Source organism: Corynebacterium sp. NML140438, assembly GCF_001875725.1.
Taxonomy (GTDB): Bacteria; Actinomycetota; Actinomycetes; order Mycobacteriales; family Mycobacteriaceae; genus Corynebacterium.
Genome location: NZ_MLCQ01000010.1, coordinates 93,148 through 105,812, shown reverse-complemented (window position 1 = coordinate 105,812; position 12,665 = coordinate 93,148). Strand labels below are relative to the sequence as shown.

At 55.8% G+C, this 12,665-nt stretch carries 8 protein-coding genes; all 8 read right to left on the bottom strand.

Translation table 11 applies throughout. The features are described 5' to 3' along the window. Positions 1-6 precede the first annotated feature (6 nt). The 8 genes from BJP08_RS02115 to BJP08_RS02080 all read right to left on the bottom strand — a co-directional run bounded on the left by BJP08_RS02115 (position 7) and on the right by BJP08_RS02080 (position 12,598). A complete protein-coding gene (locus BJP08_RS02115; protein ID WP_071568032.1) occupies positions 7-666 on the bottom strand; it encodes a GntR family transcriptional regulator in 660 nt (219 codons plus the stop codon). An 87-nt stretch (positions 667-753) separates the two neighbouring features. Next, on the bottom strand, positions 754-1,773 hold the full coding sequence (locus BJP08_RS02110; RefSeq protein ID WP_071568031.1) for an asparaginase: 1,020 nt from the start codon (positions 1,771-1,773) through the stop codon (positions 754-756). A gap of 1 nt (position 1,774) precedes the next feature. Next, positions 1,775-3,121, bottom strand: coding sequence for a citrate transporter (locus BJP08_RS02105; protein ID WP_255364732.1), 1,347 nt, complete (start codon positions 3,119-3,121; stop codon positions 1,775-1,777). A 102-nt stretch (positions 3,122-3,223) separates the two neighbouring features. Next, on the bottom strand, positions 3,224-6,610 hold the full coding sequence (locus BJP08_RS02100; protein ID WP_083428354.1) for a DEAD/DEAH box helicase family protein: 3,387 nt from the start codon (positions 6,608-6,610) through the stop codon (positions 3,224-3,226). Positions 6,611-6,753: 143 nt separating this feature from the next. Beyond that, on the bottom strand, positions 6,754-8,034 hold the full coding sequence (locus tag BJP08_RS02095) for a type II toxin-antitoxin system HipA family toxin (protein ID WP_071568029.1): 1,281 nt from the start codon (positions 8,032-8,034) through the stop codon (positions 6,754-6,756). Continuing rightward, entirely contained in the window at positions 7,955-8,269 is a 315-nt protein-coding gene (locus BJP08_RS11180) for a helix-turn-helix domain-containing protein (protein WP_083428364.1), read from the bottom strand. Before BJP08_RS11180 ends, BJP08_RS02095 begins: the two co-directional genes overlap by 80 nt. 1,680 nt (positions 8,270-9,949) lie before the next feature. Next, on the bottom strand, positions 9,950-11,083 hold the full coding sequence (locus tag BJP08_RS02085; protein ID WP_071568028.1) for a restriction endonuclease subunit S: 1,134 nt from the start codon (positions 11,081-11,083) through the stop codon (positions 9,950-9,952). Continuing rightward, positions 11,084-12,598: a class I SAM-dependent DNA methyltransferase gene (locus BJP08_RS02080; protein ID WP_071568027.1), complete on the bottom strand. Its 1,515-nt coding sequence runs from the start codon at positions 12,596-12,598 to the stop codon at positions 11,084-11,086. It lies immediately after the preceding gene. Positions 12,599-12,665 lie beyond the last annotated feature (67 nt).

Sequence of the window (12,665 nt, the reverse complement as noted above, 5' to 3'; positions counted from 1 at the left end):
TGCGTGTTAACGCCGAAGATAACGCTCAGCGAGCACCCGCGTTGTGGATAAATGTTGCTTCGTGATGTCAACTGCACGTTGTACATCCCCGGTTTCGAAAGCTGAGACGAGTTGGTAATGCTCGTTATTCGATTCGGGCATCTGGTCGGGATGCTCAAAAATTGACATTGCTACGTAGGGAGCTGCAGCTGATTGTAATAGGCTGGTCACGCGGAAAGTCCAAGAACCGTCGTCTTCGAGAAGTAGAGCATGGAACCGTGCGTTGAGATCGATAAACTCTGCTGTTTGTGCAGGACCAAGTTGGCTCATCTGATCACAGATTCTACGAGCTTCGTTCGCGGTATTCTTAGTGATTTTCGCGAATGCACGTTTGACTGATAGTGGTTCGATGAGTCGACGCATCTCATAGATCTCGTTGAGTGCATCGAGCGATAACAGTGCAACCTGAGCACCTTTATGTGGAGTACTGTCGATGAGCCCCTCTTGCGCAAGGCGACGAAGTGCTTCCCTAACCGGGGTAACAGAGATCCCGAGTTCCTTCGAGAGTTCAACCTGTTTCAGACGTTCACCTGCTGGTAACTGGCCGCTCATAATGAGTGCTTTTAGCTTCTCATACGCAGCGCCGGCCTGCGTCTGATTGTCTAGTAAAAATTCAGATTTACCCATCGACTTCCTTATTTTAAGCAGCAAGTGGCTAGAATCTAGAATAAATTTTAGCCACTTGAATGCTATCTGAAATATATATCGGGGAAGTTAAACATCGATGGCTTTGAACAGCTCCGTTAGTTTGGCATTGGTTGTTCCTGATTGAAGTGCCGCCCACAAGAGTAAACGAGCTTTCCTTGCAGAAATGAAACCAGCTAAGACTGCACCTCTATTGATCAGATCTACTTCAGCGCCAGGATAACTGTAGGTGTGCGTTCCTGTACTGCCACCGGGACTTCTAGTTGCGACAACGACCGGAATACCTTGTTGAAGTACTTGCTCGAGTGCGGGGATCATGCGCTCAGGTATGTGACCCATCCCTGGACATGATAGTACGATTCCCTGAGGTGAGGTGGCTGCCAGTAGGGAGAGATGCTCTGGGTTGGTGTCGATTCCAATTTCGAGTATGGGGATGTCGATTGGCTCTGGGTGCTCTGGAAGAACAATAGTTTGCCTGTTTGGTCGTGGTTGATGGACAGTCCGAATGTTTTCTTCGAGGATTCGTGCAATTGGTCCCCAACTAGGGCTTTGAAACGTCCATGTCGTGTTTGCGTCTGTCTTGGTTACAGATTTTGCTTGGAAGATTGCGTCGTCAAGACATACACAGACTCCAAAATCCCGCAAGGTAGGGTCAGCGGCGGCCAAGATTGAGTTGTATAAGTTTGCAGGCCCATCTGCGCTTACCGCCGTAGCCGTTCGCATTGCGCCGGTGACAATAAGTGGTTGACTATGAGCCCAAAGAAGATCGAGTAGAAAGGCTGTCTCTTCGAGTGTGTCTGTACCGTGTGTGAGCACGACACCTGCAGCGCCTTGCTGCACACATCCTTCCGCAAAGCGTTTTGCCTCCAAGATGTGCCCGATAGTTACGGAGGGTGAGGCGACATTTGCAATAGTCTTAGCGTCTATTAACGCGTGGTTCTTGATCGCGGGAATTGCTGAAATGAGCTGCTCTGCTCCGAATGCCGGCTGAGCTCCTTTCACTTCACTATGTACTTCAGCCATGGCGATTGTTCCACCGAGTGCGCCGACTCCAATTCTGGGTAACGTTGCGTTTTCCTTGGTCGACATGTTAAAAACCTCCAATCAGCACAGCGATCAGAATAACTACGGCTAGACCAGCTAATTGGCTTGGGCGTTGGAATTTGTTGGCTTCTTTGAGATCTGATCCTGGAACCACGGGGACTGTCGTGGCCAAAGCTGCAACTGGACCACCTGTGAGGAAGTACTGCATTACAGCGGTTGGTCCGCAAGCAGCAGCGGCGAGCGCCAGTGCATTGACATCACCAGTTTCCAAGGCCAGGCTAACGAACGGAAGAATAATCGCTGCAGATGCGCTATTTGATTGAGTGAGAAGACCTGCAATTGCTGAGATGATAGCCACGGTGAGAATCGGCGCTGCGTTTAAAGCAGGAGAAAACCAGTCCGCCAGAAGTTCTGTAATGCCAACTGCCTTAATAACTCCAGACATGAATAGGAATGAGACAGTTGCAATAAGAGGGACGGCGACTCGTTTCACAGATTCTAACATGGAGGCTTCGGCTTCCATGGGATTGAGGCGAGCAAGCAGCATAACTAAAATGCTTACTGCAAAACCCACGAGGAATACCGGGTAGCCAAGTGAGAAACCAATAACGAGCAGAACGAATGGTAGGAGGACGAACCAAACGCTAGGTTCTCCTTCTTTTCGTGCGAAGCCTTCGAGTGCGTTTAACCCAGCTGATTTTGCATCGCTCTTCGTAGCCTTGAGCGATGCCCTCATTCGGATGAACGAGACCGCAAAGATTGTGCTGGCAGTAACAAGACCGATGAGATTAATGGCACCGAATTTGATACCCACGAGTGCCATCACTGCTAGGAGTGTCGGGTGTGTGAAACCAGCGAAGTTTCCTAAGTGACCGGCGTGAGCATGAGTTCCAGCAGATTGGCTCGGGTTCACTCCCAACTTAACGGAGGCAGGACCGGTGACAACAGCGGTAATGGCTGGCTGAGTGAATCCAGTGAATCCGCCGATTACACCGGCTCCGAAACCGCCGGCTACAGCTACACCTGGGCCGCCTCCGAGCCGGTTGCCAACACGAATAATCGCATTTACGAGGACGTTCAGATATCCGGCATATTCCATGACGCCAATGAACAAAAGGACGCCAGCCATGTCGGCGATCACGGGGTTTAACCCGCCGAGTACGAGTTCTTTGAGCGATGTGGCACCATCTTCAGCCAGAACTGGGATACCGAATACGAGTGCTGCAAGGGTTGAGCCAATGACGGCTGTCGTATATAGGGGTGTCCTGCCTAACAGCATTAATATCAGGGTTGCTGCCATCAGTAGTTGAGCTAACGTGGCCATGCCTTTCTCCTTCCATGAGAAGCATAATCTTTTTACAATATATATTGTATATAATCCCGTATCGATCATAGATACGTCTGAATGTGTGTTTAGTCACTGATTCTGGTGGCTGCGTGTATGGGGAAAAAGTATGTTGATCAAGAGGGAACAAAGGGATGAACCCGGCGGAAGCTACCCCGCGCTCGGCATGGCGGTGTTGTTGAGCTGCTCGAGGCTGTCGCGAAGTTGCAGGACCACGCCGACGTTTTCATGGAAGATGTCCATGATGGAGCCGTTTTCGTCGAAAGGCGGTTGGGTGAGCTCGTGGGCTTCGACGACGCCGTTGCGGATCACCTCGCTGACGACGGTGTTGAGGAATGTGCGTTGCACGGAGTTGAGGTCGGTGGAGTGCAACAGTTCCTTGAAGTGCGCTTCGACGGCGTCGGCGTCCATCCCGACGACTTCGCGCAGGAAGAGGCCGAGTTTGGCTTGGTGGGTCTCGGCGAGTTCGGCGGCGCCGTCGACGTGGGCGTTGAGGAGCAGCTCGCGTAGCTCGTCGAGGTCGTGCGTGCTGAGTTGTTGCGCGTTGCGGAGTTTGCGCAGCGCCAGGCTGGTGGTGTTGCCTTCGAGTGCGCGGCGGAGTTCTTCTTCGACGACGGAGCTTTCGCGCTGGGTGCCGCCGGTGGCTTGGAGGGTGCTGTGTTCGAGTTCGCCGAGTTCGTCTTCGATGTCGGTGATCACTACGGCGCGTTGCGCTTTGTCGAGGAAGACGGTGAGTCCGCGGACTGTTTTGCGGGCGAGTTCGAGGTCCTTGTAGGTCACGCCGTCCCACCACTGCGGGCTGGCGATCGCCTCGAGTAGTGCTGCGTTGTTGGCCACGGTGGGGATGTTGGTTTTCTGCAGTAGCGCCGCGGCGATGGTCGCGACTTTCTCTGCGAGCACGTCCCAGTCGCCGCGCTCTTCGAACAGTCCGAGTTCGAGCTGGTAGATGAGGTAGTCGAAGCGCCGGGCTTGTTCTTTGTCGCCGGTCGCGGCGAAGGGTAGTGGCGCGAGGGCGCTCACGGCTTGTTGGTGGGTGTCGGCGTCGGCGGTGAGCCAGGGGGTGGCGTCGCTAAATATGTCTAGGTAGGCGCGCGCTTCGGTGGGCACGAGGATGCTGCGGTGGGGCACGCTGCGCACGGCGTCCGAAAGATGCTTTGCGACGTCCCTCCGTACCTCATCCGTGGCCGTCAGTAGCAGGCGGGCGCGGGTGGTGAAGCTGCGCTGCGACAGCGAGATCTGGTGCGAGCCTTCCGTGGTATTGGTGGTGCCGCTGAATTGGCGCACGTTGTCGCAGTAGTCGAAGATGTAGAAGCACGTTTTGTCGACGCCGGGGCCGAACAGGTTGGGGCGCAGGCGGGTGCCGCGGCCGACCATCTGCCAGAACTTGGTGGGGGAGTAGACGGGCTTGAAGAACACCAGGTTGACCACTTCGGGGACGTCGATACCTGTGTCGAGCATGTCCACGCTGATGGCGATGTCCAGGCCGGAGTCGGGCTGTTTGAACTCGGCGATGAGTGCTTCTGCGTTGTACACGCCGTGGGTGATCACTTCGGCGCGGGTGGCGGTGGTGGGGAAGATGGTGCGGTATTCGTCGGCAATGAGGTCGGCGTGGGCCTGATTGCGGGCGAAGATGATGGTCTTGCCCAGCCGGTCCGCGCCGTCGACCTTCAACCCCTTGCCGATGACCTGCCGCAACACCTTCCGGATCGTGTCTCGGTTGAGCAGCTTCGCGTTGATTTCGGCGGCGTTGACCTCCTGGGGTGCGGCGAGTGGGTCGCCGTGCTCGTCGACACCCCATTCGGCGTTCTCCCACTCCAGCTGCTCCTCGGGGGTGAGCTCTCCGTAGGAGATGCCGCGGCGCATGAAGGCGGTGCTGCCGGAGAATACCTCGTAGGGCACCAGGTTGCCCTCCTCGATGGCGCGACTCAAGCTGTAGTAGCCGGTCGGGGTGTCGGGCTCGCAGCCGAAGAAGGTGTAGGTGTCGTGGGAGAGGTTGCTGCGCGGGGTGGCTGTCAGCCCGACGACGAGGGCGTCCAGGTAGTCGAAGATGCGTCGATACCGCTGGTAGATGGATCGGTGGGCCTCGTCGACGATGATGAGGTCGAAGTCGAAGGAGTTGAAGCGCTGGCCCTCGCCGATCATGCCGATCATCGTCTGGTACGTGTTCACGTACACCTGGCCCTCGCCGGCGGGGTTGGTGGTCAGGTTGACGGGCACGGCCTCCGCGAGGTGCTCGTTGAACGCCGCGTGCGCCTGCGTGACCAACGCTTTGCGGTCGGCGAGGAAGAGCACGTTGCGGATCCAGCCGGCCTCCAACAGCATGGACACGGTGGCGATGGAGACGCGCGTCTTGCCCGTCCCCGTCGCCATGACCAACAGCGCGCGGCGCTTACCCTTCCCGAACGCCTCCGCGACCGACTGGATCATCTCCAACTGGTACGGCCTGCCGGCGATCTCGGTGATGGTGGCGCTGTGCGCGCTGAGCGGTTGGCGCTTGTCGCGCCGGGCGATCAGCGCCTCCATCGCGCGCACTGTTGGGTAAGACTCAATAGTGCGGGTTTCGTAGCCGACACCGCCCGGAAGGTCGGCGTCCCTGTCCCAAAAGCGCACCTCATACCCGGTGGTGTAGAAGATTAGTGGCACACGTCCCGTCGCGTTGCCGATGGCGTCGGCGTAGATCGCGGCCTGCTGGCGGCCGTCGTTGATACTGCGGCTGGCCTTCTTCGCCTCCACAACGGCGATGGGCACACCCTGTGCATCCAGCAACACATAGTCCACCTTCATGCCCGCCACCGGGTACTCCTCGATGAGCGTGCGGCCGCGCACAAACCCGGCCTCCTCCAGCATCGGCGTGATGATGTCGCGGCGCGTCTGCGCCTCGTCCACCGCCAACTGCGGCGCCGGCGGCGTCAACTTCTCCTGCTGCTTGCGAATCTGCTCCCGCAGCTTCGCGATCTCCTCCTCATACCCCGCAGCCTGCTCCAACTCCCGCTGTTGCGCCTCATCCAGCTGCAGTTTGTACAGGTCAGCCTGCTCCCGTGCGGATTTCTCCTTCGCCGCCAGCGCCATCATCTGCCGCTGGTTCAACGCCGCCTGCCGCGGTGCCTGCTTCAAGATCTCGACGTCAAACGGCGCAATCCCCCGAATCGCCTTCCCCGAGAAGTGCGTAGTTGCGAACACCATCACGTCATACAGATGCTTCAACGCCTGCAGCGCTTCATCACTCGTGATGTGCGCTTCGCTATGCACCGCGGTGTTGCCGGCCTTGCGCAGAATGTGCATCTTGGAACGCACCGTCTCCGGCAGCAGGCGTGAGAAGTCCGGGTTGGTCAGCGTATCGAAGATGTTGGACTGCTTCTCCAGCCCATTCAACGCCGCGATATGCCCAATGACCTGCTCCAACACGAACCGAGACTGGAACATCGACGCGCGCGGGTTCGTCAGCGCGGCATCCTCCGCATTGCGACACTCAATGATGAGCTGGGGCCATACCTGCCCAACGAAGCCAAAGTTGGACGGACGTGGAGTGATGCTCACCTGATCGCCTTTCTTCCCGGTGCGCGCGTTCGCCTGCGCGCTATTCTATACCGTTGGGTTGTGGCTGGCTGGGGGTTGCTCTGCACCAAATTTCAGCGCCAGCCCTTGTCTGTTGTGCGTGGTGAATGAAAGTTGAAAAGCGACTAAATGTATCGCACAGGAGAAAACTGAGCTAAACCATCAAGAACTGATTGCCCTAGATCGACCTCACCCATCTCAGCAGCAACATCTTCAATAGCACCAGGGAGTTTGCAAAGAATGCTATAGACAGAATCGTGTGCTTGCTGTTCCGGGATCCCCATCTTTGTACCAGCTTTCACTAAGCCGTCCGGGGTAATCGACATCATGTTGTAGGAGTCATTTATTTTCATTGGGAAGAAGACTTTGTCATAAATCTGAACGTGTGAAGCAGCAGAGATCGTATCGTAGAGCGGGGCTAGTGACACTGTAGAGCCCTCGATCATGAGTGAGTAGTTCTTAGCGTGCGCATCGGTCCCTACAATTCCCACGTTAAAAACTGCAGCTCTAAAAAGATCAAGAATGACACGGGGAGCGTCTACAGCAGGTAGTGTACTTTCTAGAAATTTACTAATCGCATTCAGTCCGGGTCCGCCGTGTTGATGCTGATATTTCTTTTCCGGCAAAACGCTCATGGCTTGACAGAAGTCCTCCTGATGCAACCGGTCTATCGTTCCGTCTTCGTTGATTGCGCGGTCATAACGTTCTGTTACTACGGCGCTCATTGTCCCGGATGGTGCGTACCACAAGTATGCATTCGCAGCGTCGAGCCCAACGCGACGGGCTGCGGCAAGACACATAACTTCAAGTATGTCCATCTCTTTGATATAGCTGGAGCTCTGTGGATCGTTTGGTTTGATGATGTGCGTAGTTGGGAATTCCTTGCTCGGGGGGAGAAAATCTTCGTTCTCGTCGGCGGTAAGGGCAATTTTTGGTTGCGCACCGGCGACGGAGAATTTAAAGGCATCTGTAACGAAAGTGGTGACGGGTTTACCGCTGTACCTGTCGGTTGTTTCCCGCAATAGCTGCTCGAGCTCTGTGTCTGAAAGACGTTCTTGCACGGTTGTCACGCTCTTTTTTCGGGCATCACTGGGTACTTCACCAGGTGGAAGAAGCTGTATCGCACCAGCGACGTCTCTGCCATGGTGTTGAAGTAACCCGAATACAGATGTGGCAGATGTGCCAGCTTCCACGGCCATTGATCTGAGCGCCTCCTGGTTGTCAGGCAGGAGACCCCATAGCCAGGCGCTTGCAGCCTTATTCTTGTGACGAGAGGAACTTATTGGCATCGAAAGTGAAATAGGTTGTGTGGCTCCAAGGGCATACTCAAACGTTATTTGGCCGCGGCTTTCCGCGAACGAGCCCGCCAGCTTTCCGTCTACGTATGCGTGTAGGATTTTGGACATTTTTGCTTTCCTTGAGTTGAAGTTCTATTCCTAGCCCGACTGTTCCGATTGCCCTGAGCAGGGGATATATTTCGATGGTGGGTTTGCCGCGCTCCATGTCGCTGACCCATTTTCGGCTCATTCCAATCTTTTCCGCGAGTTCAAGTTGAGTCCATCCAAGCTGTAGACGACGATCTCGAACTGCCGCGGTCAACTCGGATACTGATTCAGGCTGGTAAGAAGTACGCTGTTCCATGATACCTCCATGTAACCGTTCGGTGATTATTTATCATATCACCGAACGGTTACATTTTGTAGTTTCACCGAACGGTTACATGCATCGCAGGAGAACTCACAATTTCTAACCACAAGTTTGCGTATCCAGCCAGATGGCCAAACTTAGTACCCTAACTTTGTGGAATGCTGCGGCCACACGTAGCGTACGGACGAGTGTCACGGGTGCTCAGCTGAACAAACTTACTCGCTTGACCATCACCGTCTCCTCCGTTTCGTGTGAAACGTAACCGGTCTGAGAGCAACAGTTTTTGCACTTTGAAAGTATGGTTTTTGAAGTTTCACACTTTCATGATCTGCATGTTTAACAGTTTGAACCGTGGGAAGCCCTCCTCATTGCAAAAAGTTTTACACTTTCACACTTTGGTTTTGCACTTTGGCAATGTGAGTTTGCTCTTTTCGTGAGTGATGGGTGTGCGACAAAGACCGCTGCTGATCATCCACGCGACAGACACTTGAACACCGACTCCGTTATCAGCCCCGCGGAACTTTGCCACAGCCCCGAAGCCACATTCACCGGTGGCAACCTGTCCGCCCCGCGGACACCCCGATAGGTTTACTTCAAGAAAGCCGCAGGTAGTGGTTGCGCAGCGGACAGCAGAATCAGCGGTTAATTTCTTATCGACGCCCCTTCCACCACGGGTACCTTTCCGTCATCCACATCATGTTCACTGCTGCCAACTGTCCGCCCCGCGGACACCCGAATACGATCCCACTGTCCGCCCCGCGGACAGTTCGACTTGGAAGCCGAGGTTTTGCAGAGTGTCCGCGGCGCGGAACTCTGCCGCAACCCCGAAGCCACATTCACCGGTGGCAACCTGTCCGCCCCGCGGAAAGTCGGTGTGGTTGCCTGTCCGCGCGGCGGACACCTTGACGGCTTCACGCCGGGAAAGTTGCTGGTAGATGAGGTGCCGCGGACAGTGGAAGCAGCGGCGGGTTTTCTAATCAACGCCGGCTCCGTCCCATCACGTTTACCTTTCACAACGCGCCTCGGTTTCCGGGTGAGTGGTGGATGTCAGTCCGCCCCGCGGAATCTGTCGCAGCTTTTTATAGGTGGCCCTCCCACCACGGATACCTTCATCCGTCATCCACATCATGTTCACTGCTGCCGACTGTCCGCGCGGCGGACACCTCAACTGGTTGCCGTCAAGAAGCTCGCTGGTCACGATGGTGCCGCGGACAGTGGAAGCAGCGAATACTTTCTTATTGACGCCCTCTCCGTCCCACCACGCTAACCACCAACAACATGACCCGGCTTCCGGGTGAGCGATGAAGATCTGTCCGCGCGGCGGAATCCAGTGACAACTTGTCCGCCCCGCGGAAAGCCGGTGTGGTTGCCTGTCCGCGCGGCGGACACCTCGACGGGTTTACGCCAGGAAAGTCGCAGGTAGTGGCTGTGCCGCGGACAGTGGAACCTTGAGGATTGTCCGCCCGCGGAATAGACCCGAGGCGTTTGTAAAAGAGACCTACAACATTGTCCGAGATGCGACCGGGTGGAAGATAGTCCAAATGTAATTCTGCGTATGGCTCGAAACGTACTCGAAACGAACTTTCAAGTCGTGAAAAGCGCAAAACAATCTACTCGAAACCGTTTCGAGTAGATTGCCAAGTGGTCTTTAACGAGTCCTTTTATCTGTCAGCTCTAAAGCTCTCTCGAGAAAGCCCGAGAGGAGAGGGAGGCGTAGAGCTCTTTGGAAAGACCGATTTTCTGATTGATGTGGTCCGCGACCTGGTCTAGTGAGGTCAACTGTTTAGTAAGTGACATCGTTTTTTCTTTGTCGAAAACTGGGACAGGATACTTCTTGATAAACCAGTCAGGTACGCGGCGGTGTCCTGAGCTGCCACGCATTGAGTTTTCGCCCTCAGCGAGGAATGCTTTTGACTTCATAAGCGACCAAATAATTTCTGGCGAAGTTCGTGAAGTGTCTTTCACTCTCAGCACGTGAAACTCAGTTGATCCATGGCCGAGCTCGGTCGGAATCGACGCAATTGCGGACTTCCCGTTTTCGAAGCATGGCGTAATTTTTGCCACAAGCACATCGTCCTGGGCGAAGGCCGTGTATCCTTTCTTGTATTCTCCAACCGTGCCAGAAGTGTGCGAGCAAAGGCCAAGGCGCTCGTCGACGTCTGACATTGCGACGAAGGTGGTTGGCGTCTCATCGGGAATGCCGCGGCGTTGTTTCGGATTGACAGTAACCAATTCCTGTAGTGGCACTCTCTCAATTGTCGACGAGACCAGCGCTGCATGAACGAGGTTATGCTTCAGGTCCAAAACCTCACCAAGCTGCTTTTGGAACAATTCCGTCATCGATAATGCTGCGTTCAGAATCTTCGCGATGCGCTGCTGCTCCTCCAGGGGAGGGAGAGGGGCTGGGGAGTCAGCGATATCTGCCTTAGACACCTGGAGAAACGTTGCACCGCGTGCCTGCCGCATCAATTGCGGCTTCATGTGTCTGAGAAGGAATGGTAGGAATTCGTGCGTAATGGACTCAGATTTTGGGCGAATCGCTGCAACGCCTCGGCCAATGCAGTATTTGTCATCTGCAATTCGGTAAGTTCCGATTGTTGCCCGAATCGAAAGAATGACGTCACCAGGTTTGCAGAGGCGTGGCGTTTTTGATGCATACTTGGTGCATTTGATTCCGGTGGCAGTGAAGTCTCCGGCGCCAGCAATCAGTGGAATCCCAACTGGTTCTTCAGAAGTGTCTGCTCCCTTCGGCGCTTGCCCCATTACAATCTCGGCAACATCCCCCAACTTCACCATCTCCCACCCCATCTAGATCAGCCCCTTGAGCGTGCTCATGGCGGTGGCGATTTGGGCGTCGAGGGCGTCGATGTCGGCGAGGATGTCCTGCGGGTCGCGGGTTTCTTCGGTTTCGAAGACGATTTCTTTGTACCGGTTCATCGACAGGTCGTAGTCCGCCTCGCGGATCTCGCCGACGGGCACGGTGAAGGACGCTTCGGTGCGGGCGCGGTCGCGTTCGGCGGCCTGGTTGTGGAAGCGGACCACAACGTCGGGGAGGTTATTCAGGCGCAGCTGGTCGTCGTCAAGTGGAGTAGCGGGCCAGGGGCCGAGTAGTTCCTCGGCGAGCAGTGGGCTGCGCTTGTCGTCGAGGGAGCGCCCGTCGGCGGTGATGTCGTAGAACCAGATGTGCTCATTTTGGCCCGGTGAGTCGGTGCGGGTGAAGCACACGATGGCGGTGGACACGCCGGTGTACGGCTTAAACGCGCCGGACGGCAGTTTGATGATGCCGTCGATTTTCTGGTTGTCCACAAGCTCTTTGCGCAGCGTCTTGTGCGCGCGCGTCGAGCCGAACAGCACACCCTCCGGCACAACGACAGCCGCCCTGCCGCCCAGCTTCAGCAAGGTCAAAAACCTCGCGATGAACAGCAGCTCGGTCTTCTTCGTCTTTATCGACGCCAACTTTGGATCCAAAATGTCCTGATTAATCGAGCCCGCAAACGGCGGGTTCGCCAGCAGCACATCGAACGCCTCAAGCCGCTCTGGCGCCAGTTCCTGCAGGGAGTCGAGGTAGGAAATGTTCGGGTCGCTAAAGCCGTGCATGACCATGTTCATCGCGGCGATGCGCACCATCGTGGAATCGAAATCGAATCCGGTCAGGCCGCAGGCGAGGTACTGCTCGCGCTGCAGTTTGGTGGCGTCCTTGAAGTCGTCGCGCAGGTATTCGCTGGTGGCGGCGAGGAAACCTGCGGTGCCGCAGGCTGGGTCGATGAGCCGGTCGGTGATTGTTGGTTCGGTCAGCGCCACGATCAGTTCGATGATGTGGCTTGGTGTCCTGAACTGTCCGTTCGTGCCGGCGGTGGCCAGTTTGGACAACATGTATTCGTACAAGTCGCCGGTGATGTCCTTATTCGAGAACTCCAGCTTCGCGATCATTGTCGCCACCGTTGTTAGTGTTGCCGGGTTCGGGATCAGGAATGCCGCGTCTTTCATGTGCGTGACAAACCCGCTGTCGCGCGCGGCGCCGAGCTGTTTGATGTAGTCGAACCCCTCACGGAACGCGGTGAAGCGTGCCTCGGGGGAGTCGACGGCCAACAATTTGGAGAAGCGTAGGTGGTTGTGGGTGGCGTCGTAAAATATTTGGGTGTCATCCGGCTTTCCACCCAGTGTGTTGGCGAGGAACTCGGCTTGTGCTTGGCGTTCGTCGAGTTGGCGCATGAACAGCAGGTAGGTGAATTGTTCAATGACGGTGATGGGGTTGGAGATGCCGCCGGACCAAAAAGCGTCCCAAATGCGGTCTACCTGGGACTTTAGTGCGCCTGTAATCATGGCGTCATTTTAACAACCACCCGGGATAGGTAGCGAGATGCCATCACGGACTATCCAATGAGACTCA